This window comes from Pantoea rwandensis, assembly GCF_002095475.1.
Lineage (GTDB): Bacteria > Pseudomonadota > Gammaproteobacteria > Enterobacterales > Enterobacteriaceae > Pantoea > Pantoea rwandensis.
Map to the genome: position 1 here is coordinate 30,570 of NZ_MLFR01000003.1, position 18,010 is coordinate 48,579.

The window sequence follows — 18,010 nt, forward strand, 5'->3', positions numbered from 1 at the left end:
AAAAGGCAATGAGCCTGATTTTCTTTAAATCCCCTGGAGGGAACATGACACTGATGCGTACATCCGTAGCCCGAATCCTCGCCGCCACCTTCGCAGTAAGCGCGGTATCTGCATTTGCAGCGACCGACCTGACTGGCGCTGGCGGTACATTCCCGGCACCGGTTTATGCCAAGTGGGCAGCAGAATACCAGCAAGCCACCGGTAGCAAAGTGAACTATCAGGGTATTGGTTCTTCAGGCGGCGTTAAGCAGATCATCGCTAAAACCGTTGATTTCGGTGCGTCAGATGCGCCGATGGCTGATGCCGATTTGGAAAAAAATGGCCTGTTCCAGTTCCCTACCGTTATCGGTGGCGTGGTGCTGGCCGTTAACATCCCAGGCGTGAAATCAGGCGAACTGACGCTGGACGGCAAAACCGTTGGCGACATCTACCTGGGTAACATCAAAAAGTGGAACGACCCGGCGATCACTAAACTGAACCCAGGCGTGAAACTGCCAGACACCAACATCAACGTGGTTCGCCGTGCTGATGGTTCAGGTACTTCTTTCGTGTTCACCAGCTACCTGTCTAAAGTAAACGCAGACTGGAACAGCAAAATTGGTAAAGGTAACACCGTTAACTGGCCAACCGGTCTGGGCGGTAAAGGTAACGATGGCGTAGCAGCCTTCGTGCAGCGTCTGCCAGGTTCAATCGGCTACGTAGAGTATGCGTACGCTAAGCAGAACAACCTGACCTACACCAAACTGATGGATGCAGATGGCAAGCCAGTTGCTCCGAGCGAAACCAGCTTCTCAAACTCTGCTAAAGGCGCAGACTGGAGCAAATCTTTCGCTCAAGACCTGACCTTCCAGAAAGGTGCAGATGCATGGCCAATCTCTTCTACCACCTTCATCCTGATCTACAAAGAGCAGGCTGATGCGGCTAAAGGTGCAGAAGTGATGAAGTTCTTCGACTGGGCTTATAAAGGTGGCAGCAAAACTGCAACCGCACTGGATTACGCCGCGCTGCCAGAAAGCGTTGCTAACCAGATTCGTACTGCCTGGAAAGCGAACATCAAAGACAGCGCCGGCAAAGCGATTTACAAGTAAGTGAATAACCCGGTCAGCCTACCTGACTGACCAACCCGATGGGCGGCATTTGATGCCGCCCTGAACTCCCTCTGAGAACCGAGAATTCTATGGCTGCCACTAAGCCGACGTTCAAAGCCCCTGGCAAACAAGGCGACATGATTTTCGGCGCGCTGGTTAAACTGTCCGCGCTTATCGTGTTGTTGTTGATGGGTGGCATTATCGTCTCCCTGATTTTCTCCTCTTGGCCTAGCATCCAGAAATTTGGTTTTTCCTTCTTATGGACCAAAACCTGGGATGCGCCAAACGAACAATTTGGTGCGCTGGTACCGATTTACGGCACCCTCGTCACCTCGATTATTGCTCTGATCATCGCTGTGCCGGTGAGCTTTGGCATTGCGCTGTTCCTGACGGAGCTGTCGCCTAACTGGCTACGTCGCCCGCTGGGTACCGCGATTGAACTGCTGGCTGCGATCCCGAGTATCGTTTACGGCATGTGGGGCCTGTTTATCTTCGCGCCACTGTTTGCAGAGTACTTCCAAACACCGGTCGGCAACGTGATGTCGAACATTCCGATTGTGGGCACCCTGTTCTCAGGCCCGGCATTCGGTATCGGTATCCTGGCCGCGGGCGTTATCCTCGCCATCATGATCATCCCTTACATCGCTTCGGTGATGCGTGATGTGTTTGAGCAGACGCCGGTGATGATGAAAGAGTCCGCTTACGGCATTGGTTGCACCACGTGGGAAGTGATCTGGCGCATCGTACTGCCGTTCACCAAAAACGGTGTGATCGGTGGTGTGATGTTGGGTCTGGGCCGTGCGCTGGGTGAAACCATGGCAGTGACTTTCATCATCGGTAACACCTACCAGCTCGACAGCGCCTCGCTGTTTATGCCGGGCAACAGTATCACTTCTGCGCTGGCGAACGAGTTCGCTGAAGCCGAATCAGGTGTCCATGTGGCGGCGCTGATGGAGCTGGGCCTGATCCTGTTCGTGATTACCTTTATCGTGCTGGCGATCTCTAAACTGATGATCCTGCGCCTGGCGAAGAGTGAAGGAGCCCGTTCATGACAGCTATTGAAATGCAGGCTCGTGCTGAGCTGGAAGCCTCTCGCCGCAAAATGCAGGCGTGGCGCAGTACCAAAAACAAAATCGCGCTGACCTTATCGATGCTGACCATGGCCTTTGGCCTGTTCTGGCTGGTGTGGATTCTGTTCACCACCGTCACCAAAGGCATTGATGGTCTGAGCTGGTCACTGTTCACTGAATCCACGCCGCCGCCGAACACCGCGGGCGGTGGTTTAGCCAACGCCCTGGTGGGCAGTGGATTATTGATTCTGTGGTCAACGGTAATCGGTACGCCGCTGGGCATCATGGCGGGCATTTACCTGGCAGAATATGGTCGTAAGCACTGGCTGGCGGAAGTGATTCGTTTTATCAACGACATCCTGCTTTCTGCACCCTCCATTGTGGTCGGTCTATTTGTCTACACCATTGTGGTCGCACAAATGCAGCACTTCTCTGGCTGGGCCGGGGTAGTGGCGCTGGCACTGTTGCAGATTCCCATCGTGATTCGTACCTCAGAAAACATGCTGCGTCTGGTACCAGACAGCATGCGTGAAGCGGCTTATGCGCTGGGTACGCCGAAATGGAAGATGATTTCGGCCATTACGCTAAAAGCCTCGGTCTCCGGCATCATTACCGGTGTATTGCTGGCTGTGGCACGTATCGCGGGCGAAACCGCACCGCTGCTGTTTACGGCGCTGTCGAACCAGTTCTGGAGCACCGACATGATGCAGCCAATCGCGAACTTGCCGGTGACGATTTTCAAATTCGCCATGAGTCCATTTGCCGAGTGGCAAAGCCTGGCATGGGCGGGTGTGTTGATCATTACCCTGTGCGTGCTGCTGCTGAACATTGTCGCGCGAGTGGTTTTCGCCAAGGGCAAACATTAATTTCCCGGCGCGGCTTCGGCGGCGCTGCACATGAGAGATGAGCAATGAGTATGGCAACGACTTCTGCCGGTAAAATTCAGGTTCGCAATCTGAACTTCTATTACGGAAAGTTTCACGCTCTGAAGAACATTAACCTGGATATCGCTAAGAACCAGGTGACCGCCTTCATCGGACCATCAGGTTGTGGTAAATCCACCCTGCTGCGCACCTTCAACAAAATGTACTCGCTCTATCCAGAGCAGCGTGCTGAAGGTGACATTCTGTTGGATGGCGACAATATTCTGGCTTCCCATCAGGATATCGCCCTGCTGCGCGCGCGCGTTGGCATGGTGTTCCAGAAGCCAACGCCGTTCCCGATGTCGATTTATGACAACATCGCATTCGGCGTGCGTCTGTTTGAAAAACTGTCCCGTGCTGATATGGACGAGCGTGTGCAGTGGGCGCTGACCAAAGCGGCGCTGTGGAATGAAACCAAAGACAAGCTGCATCAGAGCGGTTACAGTCTCTCTGGTGGTCAGCAGCAGCGTCTGTGCATTGCACGCGGCATCGCCATTCGCCCGGAAGTGCTGTTGCTGGATGAGCCATGTTCAGCACTCGACCCGATCTCTACGGGTCGTATCGAAGAGCTGATCACCGAGCTGAAGCAGGATTACACCGTGGTGATCGTGACGCACAACATGCAGCAGGCTGCTCGTTGTTCTGATCATACCGCGTTCATGTATCTGGGTGAGCTGATTGAATTCAGCGATACCGATACACTGTTTACCAAGCCCGCGCAGAAACAGACCGAAGATTACATCACCGGCCGTTACGGCTGATTCAGGAGACGCACATGGACAATTTGAATCTGAATAAACACATCTCCGGTCAGTTCAACGCGGAGCTGGAACACATTCGCACTCAGGTCATGATCATGGGTGGCATGGTGGAGCAGCAGCTCACCGACGCCATTACCGCGATGCATAACCAAGATGGCGAGCTGGCACGTCGCGTGATCGACGGCGACCAGAAGGTCAACATGATGGAAGTGGAGATTGATGAAGCCTGCGTGCGCATCATCGCCAAACGCCAGCCCACCGCGATTGATTTGCGTCTGGTGATGGCGATTATCAAAACCATCTCTGAGCTGGAACGTATCGGTGACGTTGCGGAGAAAATAAGCCGCACCGCACTCGAGAAGTTCAGCCAGCAGCACCTGCCTTTGCTGGTCAGCCTTGAATCTCTCGGCCGCCACACCGTGCAGATGCTGCATGACGTGCTGGATGCCTTCGCGCGTATGGACCTTAATGAAGCGATTAAGATCTACCGCGAAGACAAAAAGGTTGATAAAGAGTACGAAGGCATTGTGCGTCAGCTGATGACCTACATGATGGAAGATCCACGCACCATCCCAAGCGTACTGACGGCCCTGTTCTGTGCTCGCGCCATTGAGCGTATCGGTGACCGCTGCCAAAACATCTGCGAAATTATCTTCTATTTCGTTAAAGGTCAGGATTTCCGTCACGTTGGCGGCGACAAGTTGGATGAACTGCTGTCAGGTGATGACGGCAGCAATAAACCCTCTTAATTGCTGTTTCGGCTGCCTGTTGCCACTGAGGCACACAGGCAGCCATCCTCATTTCTGATTGGTCTCCGCGATTCCCTCTCTTTATACTTGGCGCACTTTTTACTGCCAGGTGCTGTTACATGTCTTCCGCAAAACCTAAAAAAAATGCCGTCACGCCGGCTAAAGCGATGCTGGCCGCCATCAGTGGCTACGCGATGGACGGATTTGATCTGTTAATTCTGGGCTTTATGTTACCGGCAATCAGCGTCTCGCTGGCGCTCGATCCTTCTCAGGCCGGTTCGCTGGTCACCTGGACGCTGATTGGCGCGGTGATCGGTGGCATCGTGTTTGGCCATCTCAGCGATCGCTATGGCCGTATCCGCATTCTCACCGTCACCATCCTGATGTTCTCCATCTTCACCGGACTGTGCGCCGTGGCGCAAGGTTACTGGGATTTATTGGCTTACCGCACCTTAGCGGGTGTGGGTTTGGGCGGTGAATTTGGTATCGGCATGGCGTTGATTGCTGAAGCCTGGCCGAAAGAGAAGCGCAATCGCGCATCGGCATGGGTCGGCATGGGTTGGCAGCTTGGCGTGCTGCTGGCGGCATTTATCACTCCGCCGTTGCTTAGCGTGATCGGCTGGCGCGGCATGTTCCTGGTGGGCCTGCTGCCTGCGCTGGTGTCGTTTGTGATCCGTCGTAGCATGGGCGAACCGGAAGGCTTTACTCAGCATGTGGAAAAAACGCCGCAATTGTCATTTACCGCGCGCATCAAACTGCTGTTCGCTGACCGTGCCACCAGCAAAGCCAGTCTCGGGATTTTCATCCTCTGCTCCGTGCAGAACTTTGGTTATTACGGTCTGATGATTTGGATGCCGAGCTATCTGTCATCGAATTTTGGCTTTAGCCTCACTAAGTCCGGCTTGTGGACAGCCGTCACCGTGGTCGGCATGACCTTTGGTATCTGGTTGTTTGGGGTATTGGCCGATCGCTTCGCGCGCTGGAAGATTTTCCTGCTGTACCAGTTTGGTGCTGTGGTGATGGTGGTGGTGTATGCACAGCTGCGCGATCCCACAGTAATGCTGTTTACCGGGGCGATCATGGGGATGTTTGTGAACGGTATGATTGGTGGCTACGGTGCGCTGATCTCTGACACCTTTCCACCGCAGGCGCGTGCGACCGCGCAGAATGTGTTGTTCAACCTTGGGCGCGGCGTGGGTGGCTTTGGTCCGCTAGTGATCGGCCTGCTGGCGGCGAAAATTTCGTTTACCGCGGCGATCACGCTGCTGGCGCTGATTTATCTACTGGATATCGTTGCGACGCTGTTCCTGTTGCCGAAGAAACAGAGCAACGAGGATTCACTGGGCGCGATTGGTTAAAGCGTTTGGGTTACCTGGTGCGCATAAATGCGCACCCTACGAAAACATGTGTGGATCTTATCTGCGTGCTGATCAAAATCGTACGTCGCTCTCTGTAATGGCGGCATTCATGCCGCCCTGGCACACAGGTAACAGATCAGACCGACCACATAGGTAACACTATTATGGTCAGTCGATTCGGATGATAGATTGTCCGGTCACCATGCCTCGGTTTCTGTAGGGGCGGCATTCATGCCGCCCTGGCACACAGGTAACAGATCAGACCGACCACATAGGTAACACCATTATGGTCAGTCGATTCGGATGATAGATTGTCCGGTCATCATGCGCCGGTTTCTGTAGGGGCGGCATTCATGCCGCCCTGGTTTACACCAAATCCCACCCTCTGGCGCGCCACAGCGCCGGCAGTTGCGCCATATCATCAAAACGCGTCACCAGTGGGTGATCCAATTCTGGATTGTGCGCATCGGCACAGTAGTAAAATACCGGAATACCTGCTGCGATTCCCGCGCGGGCGCCTGCTTCGGAATCATCCACCAGAATGCATTTCTCAATCGGCACCTGCATTTGTTCTGCCGCGTGGTACATCAGCTCGGGATCGGGCTTCCAGTGGTTAATGTCGTAACCGCTGTACAGCCGACCATCAAGATACGGCAGCATGCCGGTTAATCCCAGCGAGTGCTGCATCTTCTTCACTGTACCGTTTGAGACTACGCACATCGGCACTTTCACGCTCTCCACCAGCGCTTTAGCACCGGCAATTGGCTTCAGGTCAAGGTCAAACAGGCGGGCGACATCAGCACGATAGGCGGTTTCGAACTCTTCGATGGGCACCTCTTTCTGATGCTGTGCCAGTACATCCCGCACGATGTCATAAAGCTTTACCCCTTTGTACTGCTCAAACATCTGCTGCAAAGAGAGCTCAATACCGTATTGGGCAAAGGTGTTGACGTAAGATTGCGTACAGATCACTTCACTGTCGACCAGCGTACCGTCGCAATCGAAAAAACACATTCAACTGACATCGCACATCATCCTTTTGTTAAACAACCAGCTGACACTCTAACGCACTGAGCGCAGAAAGCGACCCTGAGCAACCGGTTGCGAATAATCAGTGTTTTGCTGCGCTAAAATCTATAGGATACGCGGCGATAAATTTTTTTCCGGGACAGTTGAATGAACAATCAGGGCTTGTTGCAGCGCATGTTTAAGCTGCAGGAACACGGCACAACCGCGCGCACTGAAGTGATAGCCGGTTTCACGACTTTCCTGACGATGGTGTACATCGTCTTTGTAAACCCGCAGATCCTTGGCGTAGCGGGCATGGATACGCAGGCGGTGTTTGTCACCACCTGTTTGATCGCCGCTTTTGGCAGCATCATGATGGGGCTGGTGGCAAATCTGCCGGTCGCGCTGGCACCGGCGATGGGCTTGAATGCTTTCTTTGCCTTTGTGGTAGTGGGCGCAATGGGTTATTCGTGGCAGATCGGCATGGGCGCGATCTTCTGGGGGGCGCTGGGTCTGCTGATCTTGACCCTGCTGCGTGTCCGCTATTGGATGATTGCCAATATCCCGATGAGTCTGCGTGTCGGCATTACTGCCGGTATCGGTCTGTTTATCGCCATGATGGGACTAAAGAACGCCGGTATTATTGTGCCAAATGCCGATACCATCGTGACGGTGGGCAACCTGACTTCGCATAGCGTATTGCTTGGCGCACTGGGTTTCTTCATCATCGCGATTTTGGCCTCACGTAATATTCATGCCGCAGTGCTGGTGTCGATTGTGGTCACTACGGTGATCGGCTTAGCGATTGGCGATGTAAAGTTCAGTGGCGTGTTTGCCGCTCCGCCCGCCATCACCTCGGTGGTGGGCCAGGTCGATATCAAAGGCGCATTTAACATCGGCATGGCGGGCGTCATCTTCTCCTTTATGCTGGTGAACCTGTTTGACTCCTCCGGCACACTGATCGGCGTCACCGATAAAGCGGGATTAACCGATGAGAAGGGCACTTTCCCGCGCATGAAGCAGGCACTGTATGTGGATAGCATTAGCTCAGTCACCGGCTCGCTGATCGGAACCTCCTCTGTCACGGCATACATTGAGAGTTCGTCGGGAGTAGCCATTGGTGGCCGTACGGGTCTGATGGCGGTGATCACCGGTATTCTCTTCCTGCTGGTGATGTTCCTGTCACCGCTGGCTGCCATGGTGCCTTCTTATGCGGCAGCAGGTGCGCTGATCTATGTGGGTGTACTGATGACGGCGTCGCTGTCGCGCGTGCGTTGGGACGACCTCACCGAAGCGGTACCCGCGTTTGTCACGGCAGCGATGATGCCGTTTAGCTTCTCGATCACCGAAGGGATTGCACTGGGCTTTATCTCTTATTGTGTGATGAAACTCGGCACCGGACGCTGGCGCGAAATCAGCCCGTGCGTAGTGGTCGTCGCACTGCTGTTTGTACTGAAAATCGCGTTTATCGACGCGCACTAAAAGAACAGGCCGCGATTGCGGCCTGTTTTATTACAGATGCCCGATTTCCTGTGGTGCGCTGGCCAGGCTAGTCAGCCGCAGTGAACGTGGGCCAATATTCGGCTTACTCATCTCGACATCGCGCAGCGGCTGCCACTGTTGCTGTGCATCAATCTCCCACAGACATAAGCGTTCGGTGCCGGGTGACAGGGCGCAAGACCATACCAACATAGGCTCCGCATCGCATACTGCTTGAATATCCGGGAATACGCTCGAACGCAGGCGACCTGCGGCTGGGTGCAGCTGCAATGAACCAATGCCACTCGCCTCACCCGTGAGTTTGAGAATGCTTTGGCGTAGCGTCCATATCTGCGTCACGGCTTCCATAAAGTCTTGCTGTGCATTGATCCAGGCTTTCTCTCCAGATGAGAGATCCTGTGTCAGCATATCCTGTGTTTGACGACTATGGGCCCGCACGATCTCCATATCCAACCCTGCACGACCACCCTCTTCTGCCAGCAGTACGCCCACCATATTGCCTGCATAAGCAATGCTGAAATCAGGGAGGTTAGGATCGGCAAAACAGGGGCGTCCACTGCTGGTGGTGACGAGTGGCGGCAGTTCTCGAATGCCGTAGACGCGCAGCAACAGTTGTGCCAGCAACTCACGAGCAGCAAGAAAACGACTGCGGCGCTTATCAGGGAAGTGCTCAGCGCTGTTAATCACATCCTGTGAAACTCGCGGTGACTCTGGAGAGAGCCGCGAATTTCCCATCCAACGTACAAAATGACTAGCCATCTGTCGCTCCGTGAAAATGGTCAGATAATCATCAAGTCTATTGTAAGAATTTTCTCATGGGTTTGCATCCGCCATAACATTGATTGTGAGAAATTTCAGATAACGCCGAAGCGATGTCTTATCCCACTCCGCAACTTTGTATATAACGCTTTTGCGGATTCTGCCCAGAAAGGGTGTCGTGAAGCGTGATGTGGTGTAGGATTTGGGCAGCAAAACAGCACATCGAAGTGCGCAAACAATCCACCTCAAGAAATCGTGCCCATCGCCGTTGCATGCACGTTGGAGTTTCTTATGTCAGTAACCTCACTTACTCGCCAGGAATCGATCTCTCTGGATGAATTTCGTCATGGCATGCGCCGCTTAACTGCAGGTGTTTCATTGGTGACCACTGAGTTCCAGGGCGAAAAGCTGGGGCTGATTGCCACCTCGGTTAGCTCACTGGCTGCTGAGCCGCCAAGCCTGTTGGTGTGCGTCAATCGTAGCGCGTCCAGCCACGATGCTTTCGTTAACGCGGGCCACTTTGCCGTTAACGTCTTGCGTGAGCAGCATGATGATTTATGCGCCCAGTTTAGCCAGTCTGCGCGTCGTGCAGAACGTTTTCAGAGCGGTGAATGGCACACGCTGAATACCGGTGCTCCGGTATTGGCCGATGCACTAGTGAGCTTTGACTGCCAGCTGGAAAAAGTGGTGGAGTGGAATACGCACAGCGTCCTGCTGGCGCGTATTGTCGGTATCGCCTTACCGGGCGAAGCCGCAGAGCCGATGGTGTACTTTAACAGCGGTTTTCACTCGCTGGGTTAAGCGAGAAGAGCAGGCGTCGAGTATTCATCGCGACGCCCGTTTTCAATCAGGCAAATTTGCTGGCTTCGTCGAAGCCTAAACGCGGCAAACGCTCATGCAGTTTGCTGGCTTCACCGTAGCCAAGGTTAATCAGTAAATTCACCTGCCATTTGCTTTCGCTAAAGAAAGCTTCGTTCACTTTTGCTGGATCAAAGCCAGACATTGGACCGGCATCCAGGCCCAATGAGCGTGCTGCCAGGATCAGGTAGCCTGCTTGCAGGCTGCTGTTGCGGAATGCGGTCTCTTTAGCCAAATCTGGACTGCTGGTGAACCAGCTGCGCGCATCACCGTGTGGGAAGAGTTTTGGTAATGCCTCATAAAATTCTGGGTCCCACGCCACAATCACCGTCGCGGGTGCCGCCATGGTTTTATCCACGTTGCCAGAGGAGAGCGCGGGCTTCAGCTTTTCTTTGCCTTCCTGAGAAGTGACAAACACGAAACGTCCCGGTGAGCAGTTGGCTGAAGTTGGGCCGAGTGCGGTCAGGCTGTAGAGCTGCTGCAGCACGTCGTGGGAAAGGGGTTTGTCCTGCCAATAGCTGTGCGTGCGAGCGTCATTAAACAGCGCGTTCAGCGCCACGCTGTCGAGCGGTATACTCATGTGTCTCTCCTGTTCAGGCGGCCAGTCGCGCCTGATTTTTAGCATGAATAGTCGATGTGGCCGGTGCGCTTTAGCACGTGCCAGCGATCGTTATACTGCAAAGGAGAGGGGGTGCCAAATAACAAAGATGCATGTTTACAGCGAACCCAGTGCGCATCAATGCGCACCCTACAGAATCGCGTAGACAGATTGTAGGGGCGCCATTGATGGCGACCAAAGTCGGTACTATTTACCAATGCAGAAGCTGGAGAAAATCCTGCCGAGCAGATCGTCGGAGGTGAACTCCCCAGTGATTTCACTCAGTGCCTGTTGTGCCAGGCGCAACTCTTCCGCCAGCAGTTCACCCGCCCAGGCACCCAGAAGCTGGTCTTTACCCTGCTGTAAGTGAGTGGCCGCCAACTCCAATGCCTGCAGATGGCGTCGACGTGCCAGGAAGCCACCTTCCATATTGCCGGAGAAGCCCATGCTCTGTTTCAGATGATCGCGCAGTGCATCCACGCCTTCGCCGGTACGTGCAGAGAGGCGAATCAGTGAGTGATCATTCACTTCTGTCAGGCCCAGCACTTCGCCGGTCATATCGGCTTTGTTACGCACTACGGTAATCGGCAATTGGTCCGGTAAACGTGCCACGAAATCAGGCCAGATAGCGGCGGCTTCGGTGGCATCGGTGGTGGTACCATCTACCATGAACAGCACCCGGTCAGCCTGTTCGATTTCCTGCCACGCACGTTCAATCCCAATACGTTCGACTTCATCACTGGCTTCACGTAAACCGGCGGTATCAATGATGTGTAGCGGCATGCCGTCGATATGAATGTGCTCGCGCAGCACGTCGCGGGTAGTACCGGCGATATCGGTGACAATCGCGGCTTCACGACCGGCAAGGGCGTTAAGCAAGCTGGATTTACCGGCGTTAGGGCGACCGGCAATCACCACTTTCATTCCTTCACGCAGCAGGCTGCCCTGACGCGCTTCGGCGCGCACGTTATCAAGGTCACCGATCACCACATTCAGCTGGCCTTCGATTTTGCCGTCAGACAGGAAGTCGATCTCCTCATCCGGGAAGTCGATGGCGGCTTCCACATAGATGCGCAGGTGAGTCAGTGCTTCCACAAGCGTATTGATGCGCAGGGAAAATGCGCCTTGTAGTGAGTTCACTGCGGAACGCGCCGCCTGCTCTGAACTGGCATCGATTAGGTCGGCAATAGCTTCTGCCTGCGCCAGATCGAGTTTATCGTTTAGGAAGGCGCGTTCAGAGAATTCACCCGGCTGCGCGATACGCACACCTGAAAGGGCAACAATACGCTTGAGCAGCAGATCAAGAATCACCGGACCGCCGTGACCTTGCAGCTCCAGTACGTCTTCGCCTGTAAAGGAGTTAGGGCCGGGAAACCACAGCGCAATCCCTTGATCCAGTACGCTGCCATCCGCATCGTTGAACGGCAAATAGTCGGCATAGCGCGGTTTCGGCAATTTACCGAGCACGGCTTGCGCGACGTCTGCGGCTTTGGCGCCTGAAATACGCAGAATGCCGACGCCGCCACGACCGGGAGGCGTCGCCTGGGCAACGATGGTATCGCTGTGGCTCATGATTCTCTCTCTTATCCGTCAGACTTCAAGCCGCAGCGGCATTGGCTGCGCTCATTCATCTCAGTTACTTACTTGAGTAAGCTCCTGAAGATTCTTTCGCTTGCCTCGTTGCTGCAGCTCGAATTATTTAGGGTACAAATTTTGAAAAAAAACAGGGCGACATAAATGCCGCCCCTTGAGTATACGCTGCTGCTGTTGCAGTCAGAAGTTACGCTTTCTTCTTGTCGCGGCTGTGCAGGCCACGTTTTTCCAGACCGCGATAAATCAGCTGCTGCTGGAGAATGGTCACCAGGTTACTAACGATGTAGTACAGCACCAGACCCGCAGGGAACCACAGGAAGAACACGGTAAAGATAACCGGCATGTAGGTCATGATCTTCTGCTGCATCGGATCGGTCACGGTGGTCGGTGACATCTTCTGAATGAAGAACATGGTGATACCCATGATAACCGGCAGGATGTAGTACGGGTCCTGCGCGGACAGGTCATGAATCCACAGAATGAACGGTGCATGACGCAGTTCAATCGAACCTGACAGCATGTAGTACAAGGCCAGGAAGATTGGCATCTGGATAACCAGCGGTAAGCAGCCACCCAGTGGGTTCACTTTCTCTGCTTTATACAGCGCCATCATTTCCTGGCTCTGCTTCTGCTTGTCATCGCCCAGACGCTCACGCATCGCCTGAATCTTCGGCTGCAGCATACGCATCTTCGCCATGGAGGTGTACTGCGCTTTAGTCAGCGGGTACATGATGCCACGAACGATGAAGGTGATAACGATAATCGAGAAGCCCCAGTTACCGATAAAGCTGTGAATGAACTTCAGCAGCTTAAACAGTGGCTGAGAGATGAACCACAACCATCCGTAGTCCACGGTCAGATCCAGGTGAGGCGCGATAGCCGCCATTTTGTCCTGGATTTCCGGGCCTAACCACAGGGTCGCGCCGAGATCTTGCTGTGCGCCTGCTGCGACGGTGACCGGTGAAGATTTATAACCGATTGCCGCAATGCCGTTGCCCAGGTTGCTGGTGTACAGGGTGTTGTTGCCCTGAGTACGTGGCACCCAAGCCGTAGCGAAATATTGCTGCAGCATCGCAACCCAACCATTGCTGGTGGTCGCGTTCAGGTTCTCGTTTTCCGCGATAGTATCGAATTTATACTTTTCGTATTTCGCTTCGCTGGTCGAGTACGCTGCGCCACGGAAGGTGTGCAGTGCAAAGTTATTGCTGCCCGTATCACGGTGCTTCGGCAGATCAATAGTCTGCTTCAGCTGACCAAACATCGACACTTCCAGCGGCTGCTGAGAGGCGTTATTGATGTTGTAGTCAACGTTAACCGCGAATTCGCCACGCTTGAAGACGAAGGTTTTGGTGTAAACCACACCTTTTTCGTCAGTCCAGGTGAGCGGCACGCGCAGTTCGGTCTGGCCATCGGCCATCTCGAAATGATCTTGTGTAGTGGTGAACAGCGGACGTGCGCCATTGTTCGGGTTATCCGGACCGTTACGGCCGGTTAAGCCACTTTGCGCCTGATAAACGAAGGCTGGAGTGGTTTCCAGCAGCTGGAACGGTGCGTCAGAACCCAGTTTGTCCGGGTAGGTCAGCAGCAGTGCCTGCTCAATATCGCCACCGCGAGTATTGATGTTGAGTGACAGGACATCAGTCTTAACGGTGATCGTTTGGCCCTGACCGCTAGCCGGCACGCCGGAAGTGGCGGCATCACCCGCTGCGCTGCTTGTGTTCTGCGTGGTCTGAGTCTGCTGTGGCTGCGGAGCGTGGTCCGTCTGCCAAGCTTGCCAGATCATAAAAGACACGAACAGAAAAGCGATGAGAAAGAGATTACGTTGCGAATCCATCGTTAATGTTCTCTGGTATCAAAGGTTTTTGGCGGCACAGGATCGTCACCACCCGGGTTCAAAGGGTGGCATTTTAATACGCGTTTAATCGTCAACCAACTGCCTTTTACAACACCAAAGCGTCGTAAAGCCTCAATCCCATACTGCGAGCAGGTGGGATGGAACCGACAATGAGGTCCCAGCAGTGGGCTGATGGCGCGTTGATAAACGCGTATCAGGGCGATCAGGAGCCGCGAGCCAGGCGACAGTGACGACGCCATAGTTTCTCCAACGCTTCCGTTAACGCACGGTTATCGAGGTCAGCAATCCCTTTTTTCGCCACGATGACAAAATCCATCGCAGGCAGCTCGTGTTGGCGCAGACGAAAGCTTTCGCGGGTCAATCGCTTGATCCGGTTGCGTTCATGGGCGCGTTTCACATGCTTTTTAGCGACGGTAAGACCGATGCGGGGATGCCCCAGCGAATTAAGTCGGCCGAGGATGGTGATTTGCGGCGTACCGGCTCTTTGTGGCTGCTGGAAGACGAAAGTGAAATGAGTGGGAGTTAACAAACGTAACTCCCTGGGAAATGCGAGCTTAACCACTAGGGTTAGCTTTATTACTTAGAAACGGTCAGACGAGAACGGCCTTTAGCACGACGACGTGCCAGAACCTGACGACCATTTTTTGTTGCCATACGAGCACGGAAACCGTGTGAACGGTTGCGCTTCAGTACGGACGGTTGAAAAGTGCGTTTCATGGCGATTTCTACCTAAACTTGAAAATTTTCACTGGGTGACGCGTTTTCGGGCCAGTAAATCGACCAACGCCTCAATGTGTCTTTAATAAAGAGGCGGGATTGTAATAATTGTACAGTCCGGAGTCAATTTACTTCGCAGTTCGCGGCACCTGGAAACCCAGATACAGCCCGCTGATTCCGGGCATCAAGGCTTCACGCAATAATGCCGGGTGGGGAATTATACGGGCTATGGGGTAAAGCGCAAGGATCGCGCAGGATCTTCTTGCGATCAATTTGCAGATTTATTGCGCGGAAACGAGAGGCGACCAGAAAAATTGCAGCTTTCAGCGAGATCACCGCTCGCTTTTTCCGCAGAAAGCGTAAACTCATTAGCGCTTCAGTAGCCTGTGGATAAATTGGATCAAAACTGTGTAGAAAGGGAAGATCTCTGTGCCGCTTTGCGCTATGATCCGCCCTTCCGCTGACGATCCTCAACTGCGATCGCCGGGGATGACTACCGCGCATAGCGGTCGCAGGCGCTTTCTGACCGCCTGTGTCAAAAAAGACAGTTTCTAATATTTTAGCGCCTGAAATTCTTATCGATTTTGTACGAGTGGAGTCCGCCGTGTCACTTACGCTTTGGCAACAGTGTCTTGCCCGTTTGCAGGATGAGCTTCCTGCCACCGAATTCAGCATGTGGATTCGTCCGCTGCAGGCTGAATTAAACGACAATACGCTGACCTTGTATGCACCAAATCGGTTTGTACTCGACTGGGTTCGGGATAAATATCTCAATAGTATCAATGGGCTGCTGAATGAATTCTGCGGTCCGAATGTGCCTTTGCTGCGTTTTGAAGTGGGCACGCGCCCGGCTGCGCAAATGGCAACCACTCAGCCTGTAATGGCGAGCTACAGCACGCCTGCACCGGTTGAAAATCGTCCTGCTCCGGCGCAAATTCTGCGTCCAAGTTGGGATTCGGTGCCAGCACCCGCAGACGTGACTTACCGTTCCAATGTGAATAACCGCCATAACTTCGACAACTTTGTTGAAGGTAAATCTAACCAGTTGGCACGCGCGGCGGCACGTCAGGTGGCGGATAATCCCGGCGGCGCTTATAACCCACTCTTCCTTTATGGCGGCACAGGTTTGGGTAAAACTCACCTATTGCACGCGGTGGGTAATGGCATTATTGCGCGCAAGCCGAATGCCAAAGTGGTTTACATGCACTCCGAGCGCTTTGTGCAGGACATGGTAAAAGCGCTGCAAAACAATGCCATTGAAGAGTTTAAGCGTTACTACCGCTCCGTCGATGCGCTGTTAATCGATGACATTCAATTCTTTGCCAATAAAGAGCGCTCGCAGGAGGAGTTTTTCCATACCTTTAATGCGCTGCTGGAAGGCAACCAACAGATCATTCTGACCTCGGATCGCTACCCGAAAGAGATCAACGGCGTGGAAGATCGCCTGAAGTCCCGCTTTGGCTGGGGCTTAACTGTCGCGATCGAGCCGCCTGAGCTGGAAACGCGCGTGGCGATCCTAATGAAGAAAGCCGACGAAAATGATATTCGTCTGCCAGGTGAAGTCGCCTTCTTTATTGCTAAGCGTCTGCGTTCTAATGTGCGTGAGTTGGAAGGGGCGCTGAACCGCGTTATCGCCAATGCCAATTTTACTGGCCGCGCCATTACCATTGATTTCGTCCGTGAAGCGCTGCGCGATCTGCTGGCGTTACAGGAAAAGCTCGTCACTATCGACAATATTCAGAAAACGGTGGCCGAGTACTACAAGATTAAAGTGGCGGATTTGCTGTCGAAGCGTCGTTCGCGCTCAGTGGCACGTCCGCGTCAGATGGCGATGGCAATGGCAAAAGAGCTAACCAACCATAGTCTGCCTGAAATTGGTGATGCGTTTGGTGGCCGCGACCATACCACCGTGCTCCACGCCTGCCGTAAAATCGAGCAGTTGCGCGAAGAGAGCCACGACATCAAAGAAGATTTTTCTAACCTCATTCGAACCTTATCTTCCTGACGCATATGAAATTTATTGTAGAACGTGAGCAGTTGCTGAAACCACTGCAACAGGTGAGTGGCCCGCTTGGCGGACGACCCACTTTACCCATCCTAGGAAATTTACTGCTGCAGGTCAGTGAAGGTTCGCTGAGGCTGACGGGCACCGACTTGGAAATGGAGATGGTGGCGCGCGTTGCATTGACGCAGCCGCATGAGCCCGGTGCGACAACCGTTCCTGCCCGCAAATTCCTGGATATTTGCCGCGGCCTTCCGGAAGGCGCTGAAATCAGCCTGACGCTGGAAGGTGACAGAATGCTGGTGCGTTCTGGCCGCAGTCGTTTTTCATTATCGACGCTGCCCGCCACTGACTTCCCGAATCTGGATGACTGGCAGAGCGAGGTCGAATTCACCTTGCCGCAGGCCACGCTGAAACGTCTGATCGAAGCGACTCAGTTCTCCATGGCACATCAGGATGTGCGTTATTACCTTAACGGCATGCTGTTTGAGACCGAAGGTGAAGAATTGCGTACCGTCGCCACCGATGGGCACCGCCTGGCCGTGTGTTCTATGCCGATTGGTCAAGCACTGCCTAACCATTCGGTGATCGTGCCACGTAAAGGTGTGATTGAGCTGGTACGTCTGCTAGATGGTGGCGAAACCCCGTTGCAAGTGCAAATTGGCAGCAGCAACATTCGCGCGCACGTCGGTGACTTTATCTTCACGTCTAAGCTGGTTGATGGCCGTTTCCCGGATTATCGTCGCGTATTGCCGAAAAACCCAGACAAAGCGTTGGAAGCTGGTTGCGATTTGCTGAAGCAGGCGTTTGCCCGTGCAGCGATCCTCTCTAATGAGAAGTTCCGCGGTGTTCGCATCTATATCACCGAAAATCAGCTCAAGATCACTGCTAATAACCCTGAACAGGAAGAAGCGGAAGAGATGCTGGATGTATCGTACAGCGGCACCGAGCTGGAGATTGGTTTCAACGTCAGTTACGTGCTGGATGTGCTCAATGCGCTGAAGTGCGAGAACGTGCGTTTGCTGCTGACCGATTCGGTTTCCAGTGTGCAAATTGAAGATGTCGCCAGCCCAGCAGCGGCCTACGTCGTTATGCCTATGAGATTGTAGGGTCGGCATTTATGCGACCTGGCTGATTTTTGCACCACTTCGGGAGCCATTAATGGCTCCCC

Annotated in this window: 17 protein-coding genes and 1 pseudogene; 10 read left to right on the plus strand and 8 right to left on the minus strand. The window is 53.8% G+C overall.

All coding sequences use genetic code 11. The features are described from left to right. Positions 1 to 44: 44 nt before the first annotated feature. The 6 genes from pstS (at position 45) to HA51_RS05320 (ending at position 5,949) form a co-directional block, all read left to right on the plus strand. A complete protein-coding gene (pstS, locus tag HA51_RS05295) occupies positions 45 to 1,088 on the plus strand; it encodes a phosphate ABC transporter substrate-binding protein PstS (RefSeq protein ID WP_084932808.1) in 1,044 nt (347 codons plus the stop codon). Positions 1,089 to 1,177: 89 nt separating this feature from the next. Next, on the plus strand, positions 1,178 to 2,140 hold the full coding sequence (pstC, locus tag HA51_RS05300; RefSeq protein WP_084932810.1) for a phosphate ABC transporter permease PstC: 963 nt from the start codon (positions 1,178 to 1,180) through the stop codon (positions 2,138 to 2,140). Further along, a complete protein-coding gene (gene pstA, locus HA51_RS05305; protein ID WP_084932812.1) occupies positions 2,137 to 3,024 on the plus strand; it encodes a phosphate ABC transporter permease PstA in 888 nt (295 codons plus the stop codon). The genes pstC and pstA overlap by 4 nt, the downstream gene beginning before the upstream one ends. Positions 3,025 to 3,068: 44 nt before the next feature. Continuing rightward, positions 3,069 to 3,842: a phosphate ABC transporter ATP-binding protein PstB gene (gene pstB, locus HA51_RS05310; RefSeq protein ID WP_034830029.1), complete on the plus strand. Its 774-nt coding sequence runs from the start codon at positions 3,069 to 3,071 to the stop codon at positions 3,840 to 3,842. A 14-nt stretch (positions 3,843 to 3,856) separates the two neighbouring features. After that, positions 3,857 to 4,591: a phosphate signaling complex protein PhoU gene (gene phoU, locus HA51_RS05315; protein WP_034830028.1), complete on the plus strand. Its 735-nt coding sequence runs from the start codon at positions 3,857 to 3,859 to the stop codon at positions 4,589 to 4,591. Between the two features lie 119 nt (positions 4,592 to 4,710). Then, positions 4,711 to 5,949, plus strand: a complete 1,239-nt coding sequence (locus HA51_RS05320; RefSeq protein ID WP_084932817.1) for an MFS transporter — start codon at positions 4,711 to 4,713, stop codon at positions 5,947 to 5,949. A 366-nt stretch (positions 5,950 to 6,315) separates the two neighbouring features. On the opposite strand, the pseudogene yieH reads toward HA51_RS05320, so the two are convergent. After that, positions 6,316 to 6,974: pseudogene (gene yieH / locus HA51_RS05325) on the minus strand (6-phosphogluconate phosphatase). Between the two features lie 151 nt (positions 6,975 to 7,125). On the opposite strand from yieH, the gene HA51_RS05330 reads away from it, so the two are divergent. Beyond that, positions 7,126 to 8,439, plus strand: coding sequence for an NCS2 family permease (locus HA51_RS05330; protein ID WP_084932820.1), 1,314 nt, complete (start codon positions 7,126 to 7,128; stop codon positions 8,437 to 8,439). Between the two features lie 30 nt (positions 8,440 to 8,469). On the opposite strand, the gene HA51_RS05335 is transcribed toward HA51_RS05330, so the two are convergent. Beyond that, entirely contained in the window at positions 8,470 to 9,216 is a 747-nt protein-coding gene (locus HA51_RS05335; RefSeq protein ID WP_084932823.1) for a 4'-phosphopantetheinyl transferase family protein, read from the minus strand. A gap of 291 nt (positions 9,217 to 9,507) precedes the next feature. Between HA51_RS05335 and HA51_RS05340 the strand changes: the two genes are divergently transcribed. Continuing rightward, positions 9,508 to 10,017 carry a flavin reductase family protein gene (locus HA51_RS05340; protein WP_084932826.1) on the plus strand — a complete coding sequence of 170 codons (510 nt, stop codon included), beginning with the start codon at positions 9,508 to 9,510 and terminating at the stop codon, positions 10,015 to 10,017. A gap of 46 nt (positions 10,018 to 10,063) precedes the next feature. Here HA51_RS05340 and HA51_RS05345 read toward each other — a convergent pair whose 3' ends face one another. From HA51_RS05345 to rpmH, 6 genes are all read right to left on the minus strand, one after another. Continuing rightward, positions 10,064 to 10,654: a malonic semialdehyde reductase gene (locus HA51_RS05345; RefSeq protein ID WP_084932829.1), complete on the minus strand. Its 591-nt coding sequence runs from the start codon at positions 10,652 to 10,654 to the stop codon at positions 10,064 to 10,066. Between the two features lie 225 nt (positions 10,655 to 10,879). Beyond that, positions 10,880 to 12,244, minus strand: a complete 1,365-nt coding sequence (gene mnmE, locus HA51_RS05350) for a tRNA uridine-5-carboxymethylaminomethyl(34) synthesis GTPase MnmE (RefSeq protein ID WP_084932837.1) — start codon at positions 12,242 to 12,244, stop codon at positions 10,880 to 10,882. A gap of 208 nt (positions 12,245 to 12,452) precedes the next feature. Further along, positions 12,453 to 14,099: a membrane protein insertase YidC gene (yidC, locus tag HA51_RS05355; protein ID WP_084932840.1), complete on the minus strand. Its 1,647-nt coding sequence runs from the start codon at positions 14,097 to 14,099 to the stop codon at positions 12,453 to 12,455. Between the two features lie 2 nt (positions 14,100 to 14,101). Then, positions 14,102 to 14,359: a membrane protein insertion efficiency factor YidD gene (yidD, locus tag HA51_RS05360; RefSeq protein WP_007893564.1), complete on the minus strand. Its 258-nt coding sequence runs from the start codon at positions 14,357 to 14,359 to the stop codon at positions 14,102 to 14,104. Beyond that, on the minus strand, positions 14,323 to 14,682 hold the full coding sequence (rnpA, locus tag HA51_RS05365) for a ribonuclease P protein component (RefSeq protein ID WP_034830013.1): 360 nt from the start codon (positions 14,680 to 14,682) through the stop codon (positions 14,323 to 14,325). The genes yidD and rnpA overlap by 37 nt, the downstream gene beginning before the upstream one ends. A gap of 14 nt (positions 14,683 to 14,696) precedes the next feature. Next, positions 14,697 to 14,837 carry a 50S ribosomal protein L34 gene (gene rpmH / locus HA51_RS05370; RefSeq protein ID WP_003849659.1) on the minus strand — a complete coding sequence of 47 codons (141 nt, stop codon included), beginning with the start codon at positions 14,835 to 14,837 and terminating at the stop codon, positions 14,697 to 14,699. A gap of 604 nt (positions 14,838 to 15,441) precedes the next feature. Between rpmH and dnaA the strand changes: the two genes are divergently transcribed. Further along, a complete protein-coding gene (gene dnaA / locus HA51_RS05375; RefSeq protein WP_084932842.1) occupies positions 15,442 to 16,842 on the plus strand; it encodes a chromosomal replication initiator protein DnaA in 1,401 nt (466 codons plus the stop codon). 5 nt (positions 16,843 to 16,847) lie between these two features. Continuing rightward, positions 16,848 to 17,948, plus strand: coding sequence for a DNA polymerase III subunit beta (dnaN, locus tag HA51_RS05380; protein ID WP_084932845.1), 1,101 nt, complete (start codon positions 16,848 to 16,850; stop codon positions 17,946 to 17,948). The last annotated feature ends 62 nt before the right edge of the window (positions 17,949 to 18,010 follow it).

What these genes read in the sequence shown, in the direction of transcription:
- pstS (WP_084932808.1), top strand. Translation starts at nt 45, where the DNA reads ATGACACTGATGCGTACATCCGTAGCCCGAATCCTCGCCGCCACCTTC.
- pstC (WP_084932810.1), top strand. Translation starts at nt 1,178, where the DNA reads ATGGCTGCCACTAAGCCGACGTTCAAAGCCCCTGGCAAACAAGGCGAC.
- pstA (WP_084932812.1), top strand. Translation starts at nt 2,137, where the DNA reads ATGACAGCTATTGAAATGCAGGCTCGTGCTGAGCTGGAAGCCTCTCGC.
- pstB (WP_034830029.1), top strand. Translation starts at nt 3,069, where the DNA reads ATGAGTATGGCAACGACTTCTGCCGGTAAAATTCAGGTTCGCAATCTG.
- phoU (WP_034830028.1), top strand. Translation starts at nt 3,857, where the DNA reads ATGGACAATTTGAATCTGAATAAACACATCTCCGGTCAGTTCAACGCG.
- HA51_RS05320 (WP_084932817.1), top strand. Translation starts at nt 4,711, where the DNA reads ATGTCTTCCGCAAAACCTAAAAAAAATGCCGTCACGCCGGCTAAAGCG.
- HA51_RS05330 (WP_084932820.1), top strand. Translation starts at nt 7,126, where the DNA reads ATGAACAATCAGGGCTTGTTGCAGCGCATGTTTAAGCTGCAGGAACAC.
- HA51_RS05335 (WP_084932823.1), bottom strand. Translation starts at nt 9,216, where the DNA reads ATGGCTAGTCATTTTGTACGTTGGATGGGAAATTCGCGGCTCTCTCCA.
- HA51_RS05340 (WP_084932826.1), top strand. Translation starts at nt 9,508, where the DNA reads ATGTCAGTAACCTCACTTACTCGCCAGGAATCGATCTCTCTGGATGAA.
- HA51_RS05345 (WP_084932829.1), bottom strand. Translation starts at nt 10,654, where the DNA reads ATGAGTATACCGCTCGACAGCGTGGCGCTGAACGCGCTGTTTAATGAC.
- mnmE (WP_084932837.1), bottom strand. Translation starts at nt 12,244, where the DNA reads ATGAGCCACAGCGATACCATCGTTGCCCAGGCGACGCCTCCCGGTCGT.
- yidC (WP_084932840.1), bottom strand. Translation starts at nt 14,099, where the DNA reads ATGGATTCGCAACGTAATCTCTTTCTCATCGCTTTTCTGTTCGTGTCT.
- yidD (WP_007893564.1), bottom strand. Translation starts at nt 14,359, where the DNA reads ATGGCGTCGTCACTGTCGCCTGGCTCGCGGCTCCTGATCGCCCTGATA.
- rpmH (WP_003849659.1), bottom strand. Translation starts at nt 14,837, where the DNA reads ATGAAACGCACTTTTCAACCGTCCGTACTGAAGCGCAACCGTTCACAC.
- dnaN (WP_084932845.1), top strand. Translation starts at nt 16,848, where the DNA reads ATGAAATTTATTGTAGAACGTGAGCAGTTGCTGAAACCACTGCAACAG.